This window comes from Alicyclobacillus sp. ALC3, assembly GCF_028751195.1.
Classification (GTDB): Bacteria; Bacillota; Bacilli; order Alicyclobacillales; family Alicyclobacillaceae; genus Alicyclobacillus_L.
The window spans coordinates 653,383-672,236 of sequence record NZ_CP066784.1 but is presented as its reverse complement, the minus strand read 5'-3'; the positions used below and the strand labels follow the sequence as shown (position 1 = coordinate 672,236).

Sequence of the window (18,854 nt, the reverse complement as noted above, 5' to 3'; positions counted from 1 at the left end):
ACAGTCCCTTGATTATTAAAGAAGTTAACCTACGTTTTCGGCTTGCGGTCCTTTTGGCCCTTGCACAACGTCAAAGCTCACACGTTGTCCTTCTTCCAAAGAACGATAGCCACTTCCTTGGATGGCGCTAAAATGTACGAAAACGTCATCACCGTTCTCGCGAGAAATAAAGCCAAAGCCCTTATCCGCATTAAACCACTTTACGATTCCTTGTTCCATTGTATTTCCTCCTCATGCCATTGGCACAAACTGATTTATTCACAAATTACATACAAAACCAAAGGCACAAAAGCCGCCTTCTCTGCGATCCGAAGTGAAAGCAGAGAGAAAGCGGCACATTGAAAGCATACCCTTAATCCGATGCACTCTGAATAGCATTATACTACTGTTTGTGCATTGGAATGTCAAGGATAGCTACTTGGGGATTTAAAATGTTGTAAGTGCTACTCCCCATGTCCTATCACCGTCGAGCGCCGCGTCCTCCCCCATTGGGGCGAGGAGACCTCCGGTGACGGTCACCTTTGTGATCTCGGTACGTCGGCTTTTTGACGCGAACAGGCTGCTCCGCAGTCAGTTCAATGGGCACTTCTGTCGTATTCACTGTCAACAACTGAATCGCAGCAGCGACCAGCGAAATCGAGTCCTGTTGCTCAAGCAGTTCCTCAGCAAGGCCACGGAAGCCACCGAGATTGTCCAAATTGCTATTGTTCAACAATCGTTCCATGGCAACTTTTTGTTTGCTGTACTTTGCCTCGATCACGGTAGGCGCTGGACGACGTTCAATTTGCCGCTTCGTGGCGCGCTCAATTTGACGCAGGTGCTCGATCTCGCGAGGCGTGACAAACGTGGATGCGATGCCGGTTTTTCCGGCACGTCCTGTTCTGCCAATCCTGTGAACGTAACTATCTACATCTTGCGGGATGTCAAAGTTGTAGACATGTGTCACTCCAGATATGTCAATGCCTCTTGCCGCAACGTCGGTCGCCACTAAGACCTCGAGACTTCCGTCACGGAATTTGCCCATCACACTGTCTCGTTGTCTCTGATTCAAGTCGCCGTGCAATCCCTCTGCTACATAACCACGAGTCTGTAGTGCATTTGAAAGCTCATCGACTCGACGTTTGGTGCGACCGAAGACGATGGCAAGTTCCGGATTTTGAATGTCCAATAGTCTCGTTAACACATCGAGTTTGTGGCTTTCTTGCACTTCATAGTAAGCCTGTTCGATGGTTGGAACCATCATGTCCTGTGGCTTTATCGACACGACCGTGAAATTACGCATGAATTTTTTGGCCAGTTTTTCTACACCTGGCTTGATGGTAGCTGAGAATAGCAATGTCTGTCGCTGCGTTGGGCAGGCGGCCAAAATGATCTCGATATCCTCAATGAATCCCATATCCAGCATTTCGTCGGCTTCATCCAGCACAACCATACCGACATGCTGCATGTTAACCGTGCGCCGATTCATGTGGTCCATTAATCGTCCTGGCGTCGCAACGATTACGTTCGGCTGACTTTTCAGCGCCCGAATTTGGCGCTGAATCTCATGCCCGCCATAGACAGCGAGTACCCGTACGCCCTTCTTGGCTCCCACCTTCGCGATCTCTTCCGCCACCTGAATGCAGAGTTCTCGGGTGGGGGTGAGGATGAGGGCTTGGACATTGTGCTGAGTTGTATCGACTGCCTCAACGACAGGAATTGAAAATGCCACGGTCTTCCCGGTTCCGGTTTGCGCCTGGCCGATTAAATCTTGGCCAGAAAGCGCGATGGGTATAGCTTCCATTTGGATGGTTGTGGCGGATTCGAAACCCATTTCCTCTAAAGAACCTAGTACCTCGTTACTCAAATTTAGTTCCCTAAACAATGCCATGCGTCAAAACTCCTTCTTTGTGCACCTCTATATTCGATCAATGTTTCACCAGCAAGGAAGGCGGGTTATCTCTTCCGGTATCAAACGATGCCAGAAGAGATAGCCCGCTTTCTACGACGATACTTGCTCATGGACGTCGTTCGCATGGGTAGGTAAATAAAACCATCCCTGTAGTGCCCCACTATGAGGCTCAACAAGGACGGCTCATAATTCCACACATGGATAAGCATCACCATTAAACAAAGATGTATATTAGTGCAGTTTCGGAAAAAAGTCAAGGCAAATGCTTCGCGACGTAGTGCAGCGACAACGGTGTCAAGGCAGATGTAGCAGAGCAAGTGGTGTTCGACAGGCTTGGAGTGGCGGTCACGAATCCCAAGGTGCTGCGGAACGTGGTGCCAGCGATTGGGACATGACCGTGAAGCCGCTCAAAGGTAAACACGGTCGTGGAGGAGTTCGACACCGGCGTATAGAATGTATTTAAGTTGCCAGACATGTAAAGGGGTGTAGGTGCCATGTTAGAAGAACAGAATACAGTCGCAAAACATGAAAGAGTAAAAGTTCTCGTCAAGTGCCAGTCGTGTGGCCAACGTTTCATTATGCGCGGGGTACAAAATAAGGACGGAGACATAGAGACGGGATTTAAGAGGTGTATGTGCGGCAACACGGATGTTGATATAACGGTGGTTGCGCGGAGCGCACAAAACGGGTTGGGTTACCGACTCAAAAACAATGATGATTGTGAGGTCATTTGACCACCTTCACCAATTCCACGCTCGAATGATAAACCACAGGGCGCTTATGTGTTCGACGCCATTCACACCATCCTCAGTACTGAGGATGGGCTACGGCTAGTTTCCTATCTTCGAACGAGACCTATTCCATACACGAGTGAATAGCCCGCAAGCTTGGAGAATTCGCGTCGTGACTTGGAACATACAGTGCACATCGTCATGGATTTCGAACTCCTCAAAATTGATATTGACAATAGTCTGTATAAACTGCATACTCCACTTATAACTAACTTTTGTCGACGAACGAAGTAAGTAGGAGAGTTGCCATGGAAGGCGCAAATAGCGTAGTGCTTCGAGACTTGAACATGAATGTCATATTCAAGTTGATCCAACACCGCGGTCCGATTTCTCGGGTGGACATCTCAGAACAGACGGGACTTGCAGCAAGTACGGTATCGGTGATTACCAGTGAGTTGCAAGGCAGCGGATTTATTCGAGAGTGTGGCTATGCGACATCGACGGGGGGGAGGCGCCCGCGACTTCTGGAGGTAAATCCAGAGGGAGGATACTTCATTTGCGCGGACCTAACGGGATCGAATATTGCGATTGGTGTACTAGACCTGAGCTTTCAGGTGACGAAGGAATGGTTTCAAGAAAAGGCTGGCGTAAGTGGACAGAGCCTCTACATTGAACTGGTGAATGCACTTTCGGAAGCTAGGGACTGGTGCGATACACAGGGTTTCAAGATTTTAAGTATTGGCATTGCAGCTCCTGGGTTGATGGATTCCAGTACAGGTCGGATTGTGGCTGCAAGTAACCTTGACTGGCATGACTTGGACCTGAATGAACTGCTCGAGCAGGAGTTTGCTCTCCCGGTCATTGTCGAGAATGATACAAACGCGGCTGCGTACGGAGAATTTCTGTACGGCTTCGAAAACGAACAGCACGGCCGAAACATGCTGTACATCGCCATCGGAACTGGTGTGGGTGCGGGACTTATCATCGACCGATCGCTCTACACAGGGTCCTTAGGGATGGCGGGTGAGATTGGTCACATTGTCGTGAGCGACAGCGGAGAGAAATGCAGCTGTGGGAAGCGAGGATGTCTGGAAACCGTTGTGTCGGAGCCGGCGATGATTCGCAAGTACAACAACTCGGCAAAAACACAGGCCATTACGATACGGGACTTGGCAGAACGTGCGGAATCTGGAGATGACGTCGCCGTAGATGTGCTACTCGGCGCGGGTCGCACGCTTGGGATTGTCGCTGGGAACACGGTGAACATCTTGAACTGCGACAGCGTGGTGTTCGGCGGAGACGCAGTGACAAGCGGCCAAGTGATGTTTGAAGCCATCAAGGAAGGCTTGTACGAAGCGATGTTACCGGGACTTGAACGCAACTTTACTGCCCGAATATCTTCACTGAACTCTACGGCTGGATACGTAGGCATAGCCTACTCGAGTTTGACTACCGTACTCAATAAGTATGGATTTCAGGTAGCACGTTAAGACGTAACCTTCAAAACGCGAATCGATGCAGGAGGTTCAGCTTTGATTCGACAGCAAGAGAGAGGTTCGATGCTAGGATGGCTTACGTAATCGGTCTGGATGTTGGCGGGTCGACGATTAAAGGCGGGGTATTTACCGGTACATCACAGTCGCTTGTTGACATCCGCGTGAAAACGTATTCAATGCAAAATACACGTGCCGAAATACTCGCCAATATGTCTGCAACAATCAGACAGCTCATGCAACATGCAAGTGGTCTTGGTATCGGTGACTTGTCAGGCATCGGGATTGGCGTTCCGGGGTTTGTGAATGCCGGTGAAGGAGTTGTCATACATGCATCCAACCTTGAACTTCATGATGTCAACTTGAAACTGTGGTTCGAAAAAGAATTCTCCGTCCCTTGTGTCGTTCAAGGCGATGCTCGGGTTGGGGCTTTGGCAGAGCGCGAATTTGGCGCAGCCAGGGGAAGTGACTCCCTGCTCTACATTGTTATCGGTACTGGTGTCGGTTCCGGAATGATTCTCGACGGTCAGGTCTATGAGGGAGACCATTTTGTAGCGGGTGAAATTGGCCACACGATTCTCAATCCGGACGGGGACCTGTGCGCTTGTGGGAAACACGGTTGCCTCGAAACATTTGTCTCTGGGCCGCGCCTTATTGCGGCTTACCAAAGGCGGCTGCTGCGAGACGAGGATGTTACAGCTAAGACCTTGTCTGAACGGGCGGCAGCTGGCGAACCAGACGCCATCGCAGTCTTTCGCGAGGCAGCTCAGACCTTAGCTTTAGCGCTCGCGAATTACTGCACCATTCTTGATCCGGCGATTGTCGTCATTGGTGGTGGAGTGTCACTGGCGGGTCCGGTCTTGTTCGAACCGCTCCGGGAATTCTTCCCTGAGTACGCGTCACCTTTAGCGAGCAAGTCTATCAAAATTGTCCCCGCAGAACTGGGAGACCGTTCCGGTGTGGTCGGAGCCAGTCTGCTTGTTAAAGAATGTCTTGACTGCGAGGCTGCAACAGCATCTTTAAAGGGGGTGACGAACGGCTCTGGTACGTTGGTATGAACGCAGGCGCTTTGTCATCGTGAATAAGGGGGAGAACACTAGTGGGAGTTAAAAAAATCGGGAAAACGCTTACGCCAATCGCCTTGGTAGCCTTGTCAACTGCACTCGTTGCCGGATGTGGCACAGCTGGAACTACTTCGACCAACGGTACGAAGTCGTCCGGAACAAGCGATAAGGGGCCGCTCAAAATCATCATGTGGGTGAACCCGCCTGCAGTTGCAGCGGTCAAAAAGATTGACTCGGAGTTTGAACACAAGTACGGGGTCCAGGTACAGCTCCAGACAACGGCGAATGACACAGCCGGTTACCAAACGGCGCAACAAACCGCGGTTCAGGCTGGAACGGCAGATATTATGGCGATTCAACCGTTTAATCCAATGCCGCAAAAGATGACCAGCAACAATATGACAAACGTCCAGCAATGGGCTGCGAACAATGTCTTTATGCCGCTGAATAGTGAGCCGTGGGTTTCCAAATTCAGCGCAAGTGACCTCGGTGCGGCTGCATATAAGGGCAATGATTACGGCATGGTTACTGGCGTGTATCAAACCGGTTTGTTCTATAACAAGGCGATTTTTGCCAAGTACAACCTTCAGCCGCCGACCACCTATAGCGAGTTTCTCAACGTCTGCAAGGTGCTGAAGTCGCACGGTGTGACTCCCGTGTGGACCGGGCTTGCCGGTGGTGCAACTAGTTACGTACAGTTCGTGATGTATCCATTCATGCAGGCTCTGCTCGCACCGACCCTCGGCAACGCAAGTGCAAGCGCTGCGCTTGCTTCGGGGAAGGTCAAGTGGACTGACGCCACGATGATTAAAGCCTTCACGAGAGAACAAAACTTTGCGCAAAACTACCTGGAGCCAAACTATGCAGGTGAGAACTGGCAACAGATGCCCGGTGACTTTGCTGCCGGCAAGGCAGCCATGTTGCTCGACGGTTCTTGGGACCTTTCTTCGGTACTTCAAGCCAATCCGAAGATGCAGATTGGATATTTCCCGATTCCCGGCTCAAACACTGCTTCCAACAACCAGTCCATCGCGAACCCTGACTTGACATGGGTCGTCTTGAACAACAGCAAACAAAAGAGCCTTGCGGAAGAATGGCTGAACTTCTTTGCTTCAAAACCAATCTACGACCAGTACGTTCAGATGACTGGCATTTCACCAAGTGAACAGGGTACCTTCACGAGTCAGACAGCCACCATCATGGGCAAATGGTTCGGGACGGGCCGAGTGATTAGCCAAACTCCAGACTGGATGATTCCTAGCGGTCCATATTACATGCAACCCACGAACTTCTGGAACGAGCAATTGAAGATGTTGCAGGGCGGAATCACCCCGAATGCGCTCGCTCAGCAATATCAGCAGTCGCAAAACCAGGCTTGAACTAAGCGTAGGAGGCTATCGATTAGCGGAGCCCATGACGACGGGCTCCGCTCTGGTCTCAAATGCGCACTATTATCCCTACGGTAAGGAGTATCCCCATTGAGCAATGTGTTTAGAGGTCGACAGCGAACTGTCATCTATCTCACAATGGTTCCCGGATTGCTTGTGTTTTTACTGTTTGGGATTGTGCCATCTATTTCGACACTCATTATCTCGTTTACAAACTACACTGCGGTTCCTGGGTTGCCGACGACTTTCAATGGCTTTTCCAACTATGTTCACATCTTTGTGAATGACTCCCAGGGTCTCGTGCAATCTGTGAAAGATACGTTGTTATTTGCGGGCGCCGTCACCATCCTGCAAAACGTCCTCGGATTGTGGATGGCAAACGCTCTCAGCAAAAAGTTTCCGGGTGTCAATTTTTTTCGAACGCTTGTATTCATGCCGGCTGTGCTGGGTGTAACGATTATCGGTCTGATGTGGACGCTGATTTTCTCTCCGTCTGGCGGCCCTGCGGCATCAGTGCTCGGTTGGTTTGGGACTTCGTCTGCATTCTTCGGATCGACGAGTTGGGCTTTGCCGCTCGTCATCTTTGTTCAAATTTGGGCAAATCTTGGTTTCACGACGGTGGTCTTCATCGCCGGTATCAAGACGGTACCGAAGGAGCTGACTGAGGCGGCAAAAATTGACGGAGCAACAGGGTGGACCAATTTCTGGCGAGTGACCTTCCCGATGATTGCTCCAAGTGTAACCGTCAACGTCATTTTGGCAGCTGCGGGGTCGCTTCGGTCCTACGACCTGATTTACGTATTGACCGATGGAACCAACAATACCAACACGCTTGGCATGTACATGTTCAATACGGCTTTCCAAGGCTCGAGTAACCTTGGGCTTGGTGCCGGCATTGGCATGCTGCAGTTCATCCTGACCGTCATCGTGGTTCTGCTCTTGCAGAGATATCTAACACGCAGGGAGGAAGCAATGTCGTGAGTTTCCAAAGGGCCGACTTATCAAAAAACTGGCTTAGGCTACTTATCACGACGGGGCTGGTCGTGGTTATCCTCTACTTCGGTCCGCTGATTTATGTCTTGAACATCTCTTTACAGAGTCAGCAACAGTTTTTGCTGCACTCGATGTCGATTCCAGCTCCGTTCAGTTGGAGTAACTTCCCACAGGCCTGGCAGACAGCCTCGATGGGCTCGTATTTTATGAATTCGATTCTGTACACTTTGGTCCCGACTGTCATCGCACTGATTTTTAGCGTGACGCTTGCGTTTCCCATTTCTCGTAGGTATATCCGGGGTGCCAGGCAATTGCATGCACTTCTAACTTCTGGCATGTTCTTTCCTGTCGCCCTCATTCCGCTGTTTATTGAGTCGCGGATGCTGCATTTGTACAACAATCGTCCTGGGTACATGATTCTACACATTGAAGACGCCATGGTCTTTGGATTCTTTCTGTTCGTTGGGTACTTCCGGACCATTCCTAAAGAGTTGGATGAAAGTGCCGTCATCGACGGATGTGGTTATATTCGTTATCTCATCGCGATTGTCGCTCCTTTGGCGAAGCCTGCACTAGCGACTATGTCTATTTATGCAAGTATCCAAATTTGGAACGACCTGATTGGGCCGGTCGTGTTTCTGGCAACGCCGTCGTTGTACCCGTTGTCCCGCGGACTGTTTGCCCTTTACGGGAACAATGCAGGCCAGTGGACACTGCTCGCTGCTGGTGTCTTGATTGCAGCGGCTCCGCTCATCATTGCGTTCCTGTTCTTCCAACGTTACTTCATCGAGGGCGCAACAGCTGGGGCGGTCAAATCGTAGTCTTGATGACCGTCCGGTTTTATCACTGATGTGAAAGGCTGTGTCGCGATGGGAGTTCAACAGTACTACGACGCCGTGACGAAAATCTTAGAGACGGTGATGAATGAGGAAGTCGGGAAGATTCAGCAAGTGGGTACGCTCTGTGCCGACAGCATTCTGGCGGGGGGGCTCATCCATGTTTTCGGGACTGGCCATTCGCACATGTTGGCGGAGGAGATGTTCTTTCGCGCGGGCGGGCTCTTGCCGGTGAATCCGATTCTTGACAGCGGTTTAATGCTGCACATTGATGCGCCAAAGAGCAGTCGCATGGAACGGTTGACGGGCCTCGCAGAGGTGCTGATTGAGGGTGAATCGGTGAAGGCAGGCGATGTCATGTTTGTCTTCTCCAACTCGGGTCGCAATGCAGCTCCCATCGAGATGGCTCTCGAGGCGCGTAAACGAGGCTTGCAGGTTGTAGGCGTTACATCCATGTCACACACGAACTCCGTGAGTTCTCGTCACCCTGACAACGTGAAGCTTCATGACGTAGTAGACATCGTGATCGACAATCATGGGGTACCTGGTGACGCAGTGGTTTCGCTCGATGGGCTCCCGGTTCAGGCTGCGGCAACTTCAAGTGTTGTCGGTACGTTCATTGTCCAGGCCATCGTAGCGGAAGTTGCGACGCAAATTGCACAGCGTGGGAAACAACCGCCGATTATCATGAGCGGCAACCTCGACGGCGCGAAGGAATACAACGCCAAAACGTTGGAAGCGTACAAAGCACAGGTAGGTGAGCTGAGGATTCGTAGATAAGTTTACAGACGGGGATGGCGGCAGTAAAGCAGTGGATATGGGGTTTTGCGAATAGATATTCCACTTCCTGGAGGTGCACGATGAGCGTAGTGATTATGAGTGGTCAGATTGACGGGCAGGTAATGCAAGTCAAGATTGAAGATGGCATTATCACGGCTATCGGAGAGCTCACGAGCACCGACTTCATGGGAGCATCGCACATCCAGACAGACGGCAACCTGCTGCCAGGTTACATCGATGTGCATGTCCACGGCGGCGGTGGGGCGGAAGTGATGGATGCAACGGAAGAGGCGTTTGAACAAGTCGCCCTGACCCACGCGAAGCATGGGACGACGGGGCTCCTCTTAACGACAGTCACCGCATCTCCTGAAGCACTGGATAAGGTCTTCAGTGCCTACGAATCGAATCGGACCCGAAACGGTGCAGAGGTCCTTGGCTTCCATCTCGAAGGACCGTTCATCAACTCCAGTAAGCCGGGTGCACAGCCGCAGCAGTACATCATTGCGCCTAGTACGGAGCTGTTCGAACGATGGCAATCGCTTGCCGGTGGTGCGATTCGATACGTCACGATGGCACCCGAAGTCACGGGTGCAGAAGGGCTCGTCAAGCTTGCAGCGAAGCAAGGGGTCATCGTTGCGATGGGGCATTGTAACGCCACGGCTGCACAGGTATCACAGGGGATTGAGTGGGGAGCACGCAGTGTGACGCACCTATTCAACGCCATGAGCCCTGCTGGTCATCGTGAACCGGGACTGGCTGGTTCTGCGCTCGGTGACGACCGTGTGATGGTGGAGTTGATTGCTGACCTCATCCACGTCCATCCGTTGATGCTGCGAGCGGCGATTCGGGCCAAAGGTCCCGAACATGTGATGCTTATTACGGATGCTGTCAAGGCTGCAGATATGCCTGAGGGAGAGTATGGCTCAGCAGGACGCACGGTGCTCGTCAAGGACGGTGCAGTCCGCTTGGCAGACGGTACCTTGGCTGGTAGTACGCTCACGGTGGACAGGGCGGTTCGAAACCTGCTCGACATTCAAGCGCTGCAACCGACTGATGTGAATCAGGTGACTTCCTTGAACCAATCTAGGCTTCTGAACCTGCCGCACGGCCGCATTGCTGTGGGTGCTCCTGGCAACCTGATCGCGGTGGATGCGTCCTGGCAAGTGACCCACACGGTTGTGCGTGGTCGACTGGTCTACCAGGCCTGACGCATTCCGAAGCGCGCAAAAGCGATGAATCCGGCGAGGGCGACGAGGACAGAACTTGCCATGATGGCGTACGTCAAAAGGGGCCCAAACTGTGCAAATAATAAACCGCCTACGCTCGTACCTACGATGCCGCTGAGGCTGCTGGCAATCGCAGCATACAAGGTTTGAGCAGTGCCTGAGCGTTCGCTTGGTGCGAGATCGCTCACCACCTGAACGGCAGCACTCCAGTACAGCGCGTAACCGATGCCTTCCAAGACTTGAATCGAAAGTATGACAGCGGTCGGCGGATTCATCGCCATCACTGCGTATTTCACAGCTAAGGTTGCAGTCGCAAGAACCAGGATTGGCATCTTGCCAAAACGCTCCATCCACCTACCGGATAGATAGAACAGCGGCACCTCCGTGAAGGCGGCAACGGTGAAGTTCAATCCAACCAACGCCATCGGATGATGGAGGGCTTGGAAGTAGAGCGGCAGATATGTGGCATTCACCGTGAGGGCACTGGCGACAAAAAAGCAGATGACAATAAACACAAGCAAACGCGCATTTTTGGAGACATTCCAGAGGCCTGTCCAGAATGCATCAGAAGAGCGGCGAGAGGCAGAGGATTTGGGCAGTTTCAACGAGATTGTCGCAAGCAGGATGGAGAAAAGTGCATATATGCCGAATGCCCAGCTGATGCCGGCCAGGTGATAGACGTACCCGGCCACCATGGTTGTCAACGCAAAGCTGAGAGCTCCCCAAAGCCTGACCTGGCCGTAGGTGAAGCTGGAGCGCTTGGCTTCGTGCACTGCCATGGCGTCGGCGAGCGGGGCAGACGATTGCACGACGGCAAATAGCACGGCTACGCAGACCAGGACCAGAGTATTGCTGGAGATGGCGTATCCGGCGAAGACAATCGGAGATAAGACCGCCGAGAAGAAAAGCAGGCGGCGGCTGTCTTGAACAACGTCATTCAAGTGTCCAAGGAGCGGTTGAATCAAGATGCCCGCACCGTTGCCACAGGCCAGAATAAAGCCAATGTGCTCACTCGAGATACCGCGATCGTGAAGGTATAAACTCAGAAACGGTTGGGTAGCCGCCATGGCGACAAAGAAGATGAAGTAATACGAGCTGAACACGCGTTTCATCGGTGGACTCCTCGTTGACTGAATGGCGGGATGGACTTGATGAGAGGTTCGTGATTTGACGGTTCAAACTGCACTGTTTCAGTATGAAAGTGGTACGACATTCCTGTCAATTTGAACATGGACTATTACGAGGATATATGTAGTTGAATTCAATCACGCGCAGTTCCTGAGCCAAAGGGTGGAGGTACAAACAATGAAGATCAGGGTTTTTAGTAGTCCACAATCGGCAGGACTGTACGCGTCAAGTCTGCTGGAAGAGGCTATTCTGACACTGGAACAACCGGTGTTAGGACTTGCAACGGGAAGCACCGTGATTGCTTGCTACGCCGCGCTGCGAGGTTTGGTCTGGTGTGGGTTAGACCTATCCAAGACAGTTACAATTAATTTAGACGAATATATCGGCTTACCGCCGTTACATCCGCAAAGTTACCACTATTTTATGGAAGACACTTTATTCCGCGACTTGCCTTCAAGACCGAAAGAAATGTATATCCCAAATGGGATGGCGGCGAACCTGGATGTCGAGTGTGACCGTTATGATAGTATCATTCACAAGTACCCGATTGATGTCCAGTTGCTTGGTATCGGTGTCAACGGTCATATTGGTTTTAATGAGCCGAGTCATTCGTTGTTTTCGCGTACACACGTTGTTCACTTAACACCGGAGACCATCTCGGTTAATGCTCGATTTTTTGACAGGGTAGAGGATGTCCCGAAGCGTGCCTTAACCATGGGCGTTCAATCTATCCTTCAAGCTCGCAAGATAATCCTCATGGCGTTTGGAAAGGGCAAGGCAGACGCGGTAGCAAAAGCTGTTCAAGGAGAGGTTCGCACTGACTTGCCGGCAAGTATGCTACAGTTTCACCGTGATGTGACGTGGATTTTGGACACAGAGAGTGCCTCTGCTTTGCCAAGGAACGTTTGGGGTGGACACTCGATTCTGTCTGAGATGACACCGTAGTATTTTTACTGCCGACGATTGCTTGCCAACTCGGAGTCCCTGTAAGCGCATGATGAACCTTCGCCTCAGGTTATACGCCTCGGAGTACACGACCTTATCGCAACGAAAATGGCTGTTTCCGCGTACCCTGCGTGTGCCCGCCCTTTACTGTGGATAACGCCACTGACACAGATAGTCGATAAACAGATCGAGAGCCTTCGTCCGGAAGTGCGATGCGTTGGTGGCACAAAAGAAGTCGCGGTGAATTGGGTGCCCCTTTATCCGCAGAGCGCGCAGTAAGCCAAATCGCAAGTCAGTCTGAATGGCAAACTTCGAGACGACTGCAACGCCAAGGCCAGCCCGGACAGACTCCTTAATGATTTGCGTACTCCCGAACTCCATCACAGATGCGGGGGTGAAGCCGAGAGCGAGAAATGTCTGATCCGTACTGTCCCGCGTGCCAGAGCCTGGTTCACGGAGGATCCACGTATCAGATTCGAATTCACCAATCTCGATTTCATCCACACCTGAGAATCGGTGGTCAGGCGGCACAATCAAAACCAGTTCATCTGTGGCAAACGGGCGGACTTCCATGTCCTTCTCGTGGACGGTGCCTTCAATGATGCCGAGGTCGGCTTGCCTCTGTACCACCTGCATCCGGATGCGTTTAGAGTTCATAATCGTAATCTTCGGTGTGACGAGCGGGTACCGATGTTTGAACTCGGCAATGATGTGTGGGAGCATGTATTCGCCGAAGCTGTAACTTGACCCGATGGACAGTCGGCCAACCGGTTCATGGGTGAGGTCGTGGATAAGAGTCCGTGCGCGTTCATATTCACTGACGATGGTCTTAGCATGAAAGTAAAGGATTTCACCAGCACGCGTGAGGCGGACAAACTTGTTCGTTCGATCCAGCAGTTTCGCTCCGTATTCGCGTTCGAGTGTTTCAATCTCTCTGCTGACCGCAGACTGTGTCAGATGAAGCAAGTCTGCCGCGCGAGTAAAGCTTTGATTCTCCGCAACGCTGACAAACGTGCGCATGTAGCGGTCCAAGTTTGTCTTCCTCTCAATAATGAATTTTAATCATGTTCATAATGATAACAATTCGCTTTACGCATTGATGTGTCTAGCATAAACTGAGGTCAATCAGTCATCAAGAGTGCGAGTGGAAAGAGTTAGCTAGGAGGGAGGATAGAGGCTGTTACTACTCCGAATCGTACTCAAGATTTGATTCGGCGACTCGCTAGGACCGGAAGAAAGGCACTCTTTCTCTGGTTTTTTACAGAATGTTCAAATATATAAGATGCGGATTTTGCGGTATATCGTCTGGGATGGGATAGTTTCGAGACAAGGAGTGGTTGATGTGAATCTGGCAAAGTTCAACCGTCGTCGATACACAGAGGGGAGCACCCCAATCGAGTTTCTAGGCAGGTTTTCCGAGACTGTAGGTGGTCCGAGTATCTATGTCAAGCGTGACGACCAATTGGGCCTTACCGCAGGAGGAAACAAAACTCGGAAATTGGAGTATCTCATGGCTGACGCGTTGGAGCAGGGAGCCGACACCATCATCACTTGTGGAGCAGTGCAGTCCAACCACTGCAGACTCACGGCTGCTGCTGCGGTCAAGGAAGGCTTAGCCTGTCACTTAGTCTTGGAAGAGCGCGTGAAGGACAGCTACGATGTGAATGCGAGTGGTAACAACTTTCTCTTTAGAATGCTTGGTGTTGAGAACTTTACTGTTGTACCCGGTGGTTCCGACATGATGGCGGAAATGCAGGGGGTTGCGGACCGAGCCATCGCCGAAGGGAAGCACCCCTACATCATTCCAGGCGGTGGTTCCAACGAGATCGGCACAACTGGGTACGTCGCTTGCGCACAAGAGATTATCGGTCAGATGTATGACATGGGTCAGAACTTTGACTACGTAGTCTGCGCGAGCGGCAGTGGCGGCACGCATGCTGGCCTAGTCACTGGCTTTTACGGGAACAATAGCGGCATTCCTGTGCTTGGCATCAATGTGAGTCGTACCCGCGACGTGCAGGAGGCACTGATTTACGACCTCGCTCTGCGCACAGCGGAACACGTCGGCGTCCGCGGTGGATTGCCGAGAGAAGCGGTGCGTTGCTTCGATGAATACGTCGGTCCAGGGTACTCCATCCCAACCCAAGAGATGGTTGAGGCAGTCAACATGCTGGCAAAGACGGAAGGGATTTTACTCGATCCGGTATACACAGGCAAGGCGATGTCGGGTTTGATTGGTTTGAGCAGAGGTGGATTCTTCAGCCGGGATGACAAGGTCCTGTTCGTGCATACTGGCGGCTCACCCGCTCTGTACGCCTACATGCCTACCATCCTCGGTGATAAAATGCCGAATATATCAAAGATTGAACAGGTGTCCTGACATGCACAATCTCATCGAGTGCACCGGGGAGAGGTGGGCTAGATGAAAACCATTGGCATCATTGGGGGGCTAGGCCCTCTGGCTGGTGCGCACTTTTACCGGCGGCTGGTGGAGTTGTCACCAGCGCAGAGTGATGAGGACCACATCCCGGTTGTATTGGTGTCGGATCCGACTATACCGAGCCGCATCGCGCACTTGTCCGGCCACGGTCATTCGCCACTGCAGAAACTCATCGAGGTCTGTGGCAAGTTAGTGCAGGTGGGAGCGGGGGCGATTGTCCTGCCGTCCACGACCACTAGTATCTATCAAGAGCAGTTAGCGCAAGAGGTACCGGTGCCAATTCTATCGCTGATTGACCAGGTAGCGGATGTCATCTCCTCGCAAGGGTGTAGGCGCATTGGCGTACTGGGGACGACGCCGACGCGAACGTTCGCTGTGTACGAGAACGCTTTCCGTAGCCGAGGGATTTCCGCAGTGTACCCGGATGATGATTCCCAAGCTGAGGTGATGAAGGTCATCCGCGCTGTAAAGGGAGAACGCAACGGCCTAGTCAACAATGACCCAGCGGCAGGCAACACGGGGAACCGTGATGCGCTGGCATCCTTGATGGCACGTATTGTGGGGATTGCGTCCCGCCCATGGGCGGATAGTCTGGACGGCATTTTATTAGGTTGCACCGAGTTGCCGATATTGTTCCCGGACGACCACTCAAGGGCTGTGCTCGCCAAGCGGTTTCTGGTATTCAGTTCGACAGATATTCTCGCGGCAGCGGCAGTCCGAGTAGCGCTGGAAGAGGTGGGCGTGTCGTAAGGGAAGGTATTAACGCCGATGCAGAGGAGCGAGGCTCACGGAGCATCTTGCCACAGTACGAGGCGACCGTCCGGGTGCATGGTAAGCGTGCAAACCTTGGCGAGACCTGAGGGTAGGTTAGAACGTTGATTGGAAAATAGAGAATTTTTGTTCAAATAGGCGCGATTTATTCATCTCTCTCGCAGAGAATCCATATGAAAGGAGATGCCAAAGTGACAAACAACTCTCTTAACCGAGCGCTCGGCCCACTCGCAGTCATCGCCTTTGGGCTGACCAACGAAATTGCCGCTGGACTTTTCTTTGTATCGACCCAAATCCAACAGAGTTCACCGGGGGTTGGTAATCTTGTTCCGCTTTTGATGATTGTCGGTGGCATTATTACGTTCCTGACCGTCGTCGTGTATCGCTTCTTCTTTGGGGCCGGGCTTGTTGGGGCCGGTGGTGAGTACGTCATCATCTCGCGGTCGTTGAGTCCGGGTATTGCGTTCGTGGTTACCTTTCTGGCTTGGTTCGGGTTTACCGGGGCGCTTGGAACTCTCGCGTACTCGGCACCGAAGTTCTTGTCAACGGCGTTTTTGTCGCTTGGTGCGACAGGGCTCGGTAACTTCCTCGCTTCGAATGTCGGCATCCTGATTGTCGGCGTCGTCATTTTGTGGGTGTTTTGGGCCGTCCACGTATTTGGTGTGAAGCTGGCCGGCACGCTTACGACGATCGCCATGTTTCTCGTTTTTGCAGTCGCACTTGTGATGATATTTACTGGCTTCTCGACCAACCATGCCGCGTTCGACGCTGCGATGGCACAGCGCACTCACCTGTCTGTGGCGTCGGTGCTCGCCGCCTCACCCGTTAAACACGTAAGTGTGAGTACAGCATTCGCAACCGCACTGCCGACCCTGTTTTTCGGATACCTCGGCCTTTCCACTGCGACGCAGACTGGTGGAGAAGCGAAGAACCCCACCAAGTCTTTGGCAAAGGGTGTTCTCATCACGGTCACAGTCGTCGGCGTGCTGTATACCCTGTTTGCATGGGCTGTCTATCATGCGGTGCCTTGGCAGGTGATTTCTGGCCTAGCTGCCATGAAGCAAACGTCATACACCACCTCATCCGGTTTGTTGCAGTTCGTGATGCCATCCTGGCTGGCTTCGCTAATTAATCTGTGTGTCGCCCTGATTGTCGCCAAGACATTCTTGCCAATCTTCCTAGCACAGTCTCGCTGGGTATATGCATGGGGGGACGATGGGTTGATTCCGCGGATGTTCTCCAAGACACACGCAAGGTACAAGACGCCAGTCTTAGCTCTGACTCTCAGCGCACTGTTCGGCACGGCCAGTTTGATTGAGTCGATTAAGCTCGGTTTCGTGTTCGGCGTGAACATCCGGGTGCTTTCCGTCATGCTGGTATTTTTCTTCATGGGTCTTGGTCTCATTACCTTCCCAAAGCACGCGCCGCAGTTGTATAACGTGAACACTTCTTGGATGAGAAGAAGTCGCTTCCTGCAGGTGCTACTCGGAGTCGTCCTCATGCTGGTCTCGATATGGTTCTCAGTCTCCATTACGATGTCATCTGCGTCGAGCCCACTTTATCTGCAACCTGCATTCCAGTCAGCTATCGTCGTGCTGATTGCGATTGTGATCTATCGACTCTATCTCGCCAAGATACGTAGCCACGGCACATCCTCGGAAAGCTTTCTGCTAGCACGGGAGCGCTTCACACGTCCGCCAAGTGCAGATGAAGATGGGATAGCGGCAGATTAACCGCCGCTGTGTTGTGTTTCAATGTTGTAGGAGGCATGGCCCCACCCGAATGTCGACTTCGGATGGCTAGTGTGGATTTGGGACTAGCGTTTCTAACTTCGTCGGTCTGCTCAATAGCCTCTGGCCATTGAGAGGTCCCTGAGTAGTCAAAAGCGGTAATGCGCGAACGGAAAAAATGTCGCTGCAGCGCAGAAATCAGGCCTGTAGCGACATTTTCGACACTTCAGCGGCTGCGCTAGGCCCATCATCGGTCAATTAACGACGCAGGCGTCGTTACCGCTGGGGGTTAGTGGGTTTGCGACCATCGCGACCGATGTCCGGCCAAGTCCTGCTCTGGAACCGGCCAAGTCCCGCCCCAGGACCTTAACTTTCGTGGCGGACACTCGCCGCCAAAGTTAGATTGGAAGTTCACAATGGGGAGGGTGTTTCGTCGTGACGTTTGCTTACTGCGGTGTAGAACAAAGTGCGGAACGCGGCTTTATAAACGCAAAAAAAGACACCTCATTACAGAAGTGTCTTGCATGTGGTTGCGGGGGCAGGACTTGAACCTGCGACCTTCGGGTTATGAGCCCGACGAGCTGCCAACTGCTCCACCCCGCGACGAGTAGGATTAGGATAACACGTAGGCGCGTGAAAGTCAAAGAGCGCAGTCTCGGCACAAATCTCATCGGCGCTTGCCTTGTTGGTGTACAGAGTAGAAGCCCTTTGGGGGAGAGGATGTCTACGGTGGTCTTGAATAGGTATCGGGAGTGGCTTCGGAATCAGAGTAGGACTTTACAGACCGCGTTCTTGTTTTCCGGTGCTTTGCTGGGAGTGTACAGTGGGAATAGCTAATCTGCACATAGCTATGGTTCCCGGAGACCACCGTTCAATAGCTTGGGACAAGGGACGAGGGATGATGGACGAGGGATGATAGACAAGGGAGGATGGAAGCGTGAAGATTTATACCCGTGGTGGAGACAAGGGGAAGGCGGCTCTCATAGGTGGGGAACGCCGCTACAAGGATGACCTGAGGGTTGAAGCTTTTGGGGCTGTTGATGAGGCTGGGGCTTTCATCGGCCTCGCGATGAGTGACCTGCGAGATGACCTTGAGAACGACATCATCAAGTTGCTGTATCAGGTTCAGCAAACTCTGTGGGATGTTGGCGCGGATTTGGCTGCAGTGGCTGGGGCGAAGTACACGTTTCGGACGAAGGACACAGCTGCAGCAGAGCTTGAACCGTATATTGACCGGTACAAGGACGAGGCGGAATCCTATACGAACATAGCACAGAGGTATTCCGTGACGGCCAAATATCGCGATCGGATGGCGAACTAGGGAATGGAGAGTGAGCCAGAGACGGGTGCGGGATTTAACTACTCGTACCTATGACACGCCGTGTCATTGAGGCAGGTTATACTTTCCGTGTCGGCAGAACTCACAGCGCCGTCACAA

16 protein-coding genes and 1 tRNA gene are annotated in these 18,854 nt (G+C 52.3%); 12 read left to right on the top strand and 5 right to left on the bottom strand.

The features are described 5' to 3' along the window. Positions 1-24: 24 nt before the first annotated feature. Both JC200_RS03120 and JC200_RS03115 read right to left on the bottom strand, forming a co-directional pair. On the bottom strand, positions 25-219 hold the full coding sequence (locus JC200_RS03120; RefSeq protein ID WP_274434729.1) for a cold-shock protein: 195 nt from the start codon (positions 217-219) through the stop codon (positions 25-27). Between the two features lie 241 nt (positions 220-460). After that, on the bottom strand, positions 461-1,870 hold the full coding sequence (locus tag JC200_RS03115; protein ID WP_274434728.1) for a degradosome RNA helicase CshA: 1,410 nt from the start codon (positions 1,868-1,870) through the stop codon (positions 461-463). Positions 1,871-2,930: 1,060 nt separating this feature from the next. On the opposite strand from JC200_RS03115, the gene JC200_RS03110 reads away from it, so the two are divergent. From JC200_RS03110 to nagA, 7 genes are all read left to right on the top strand, one after another. Further along, positions 2,931-4,112: an ROK family transcriptional regulator gene (locus JC200_RS03110; RefSeq protein WP_274434727.1), complete on the top strand. Its 1,182-nt coding sequence runs from the start codon at positions 2,931-2,933 to the stop codon at positions 4,110-4,112. 77 nt (positions 4,113-4,189) lie between these two features. Beyond that, the gene (locus JC200_RS03105) at positions 4,190-5,173 is read left to right on the top strand and encodes an ROK family protein (RefSeq protein WP_274434726.1); all 984 of its coding nucleotides are present in this window, start codon (positions 4,190-4,192) and stop codon (positions 5,171-5,173) included. A 41-nt stretch (positions 5,174-5,214) separates the two neighbouring features. Then, positions 5,215-6,558 carry an ABC transporter substrate-binding protein gene (locus tag JC200_RS03100; protein ID WP_274434725.1) on the top strand — a complete coding sequence of 448 codons (1,344 nt, stop codon included), beginning with the start codon at positions 5,215-5,217 and terminating at the stop codon, positions 6,556-6,558. A 108-nt stretch (positions 6,559-6,666) separates the two neighbouring features. Continuing rightward, positions 6,667-7,548: a carbohydrate ABC transporter permease gene (locus JC200_RS03095; RefSeq protein WP_274436454.1), complete on the top strand. Its 882-nt coding sequence runs from the start codon at positions 6,667-6,669 to the stop codon at positions 7,546-7,548. Then, on the top strand, positions 7,545-8,381 hold the full coding sequence (locus tag JC200_RS03090) for a carbohydrate ABC transporter permease (RefSeq protein WP_274434724.1): 837 nt from the start codon (positions 7,545-7,547) through the stop codon (positions 8,379-8,381). The genes JC200_RS03095 and JC200_RS03090 overlap by 4 nt, the downstream gene beginning before the upstream one ends. Positions 8,382-8,429: 48 nt before the next feature. Next, the gene (locus tag JC200_RS03085) at positions 8,430-9,176 is read left to right on the top strand and encodes an SIS domain-containing protein (RefSeq protein ID WP_274434723.1); all 747 of its coding nucleotides are present in this window, start codon (positions 8,430-8,432) and stop codon (positions 9,174-9,176) included. 80 nt (positions 9,177-9,256) lie between these two features. Then, on the top strand, positions 9,257-10,384 hold the full coding sequence (nagA, locus tag JC200_RS03080) for an N-acetylglucosamine-6-phosphate deacetylase (RefSeq protein WP_274434722.1): 1,128 nt from the start codon (positions 9,257-9,259) through the stop codon (positions 10,382-10,384). On the opposite strand, the gene JC200_RS03075 is transcribed toward nagA, so the two are convergent. After that, the gene (locus JC200_RS03075) at positions 10,372-11,514 is read right to left on the bottom strand and encodes an MFS transporter (RefSeq protein ID WP_274434721.1); all 1,143 of its coding nucleotides are present in this window, start codon (positions 11,512-11,514) and stop codon (positions 10,372-10,374) included. The two genes, nagA and JC200_RS03075, sit on opposite strands and share 13 nt — an antisense overlap. Positions 11,515-11,707: 193 nt before the next feature. Between JC200_RS03075 and nagB the strand changes: the two genes are divergently transcribed. Then, positions 11,708-12,475, top strand: coding sequence for a glucosamine-6-phosphate deaminase (gene nagB / locus JC200_RS03070; protein ID WP_274434720.1), 768 nt, complete (start codon positions 11,708-11,710; stop codon positions 12,473-12,475). A 144-nt stretch (positions 12,476-12,619) separates the two neighbouring features. On the opposite strand, the gene JC200_RS03065 is transcribed toward nagB, so the two are convergent. Beyond that, on the bottom strand, positions 12,620-13,507 hold the full coding sequence (locus tag JC200_RS03065) for a LysR family transcriptional regulator (protein ID WP_274434719.1): 888 nt from the start codon (positions 13,505-13,507) through the stop codon (positions 12,620-12,622). 310 nt (positions 13,508-13,817) lie between these two features. Here JC200_RS03065 and JC200_RS03060 point away from each other — a divergent pair, with 310 nt between their 5' ends. The 3 genes from JC200_RS03060 to JC200_RS03050 all read left to right on the top strand — a co-directional run bounded on the left by JC200_RS03060 (position 13,818) and on the right by JC200_RS03050 (position 17,419). Further along, complete coding sequence (locus JC200_RS03060; protein ID WP_274434718.1) at positions 13,818-14,855, top strand: D-cysteate sulfo-lyase; 1,038 nt, start codon at positions 13,818-13,820, stop codon at positions 14,853-14,855. Between the two features lie 42 nt (positions 14,856-14,897). Next, positions 14,898-15,665, top strand: coding sequence for an aspartate/glutamate racemase family protein (locus JC200_RS03055; protein ID WP_274434717.1), 768 nt, complete (start codon positions 14,898-14,900; stop codon positions 15,663-15,665). A 212-nt stretch (positions 15,666-15,877) separates the two neighbouring features. Next, positions 15,878-17,419: an APC family permease gene (locus JC200_RS03050; protein ID WP_274434716.1), complete on the top strand. Its 1,542-nt coding sequence runs from the start codon at positions 15,878-15,880 to the stop codon at positions 17,417-17,419. A 524-nt stretch (positions 17,420-17,943) separates the two neighbouring features. On the opposite strand, the gene JC200_RS03045 is transcribed toward JC200_RS03050, so the two are convergent. Next, positions 17,944-18,019: transfer RNA gene (locus JC200_RS03045), tRNA-Met, on the bottom strand. Positions 18,020-18,353: 334 nt separating this feature from the next. Here JC200_RS03045 and JC200_RS03040 point away from each other — a divergent pair. Beyond that, positions 18,354-18,737: an ATP:cob(I)alamin adenosyltransferase gene (locus JC200_RS03040; RefSeq protein ID WP_274434715.1), complete on the top strand. Its 384-nt coding sequence runs from the start codon at positions 18,354-18,356 to the stop codon at positions 18,735-18,737. The last annotated feature ends 117 nt before the right edge of the window (positions 18,738-18,854 follow it).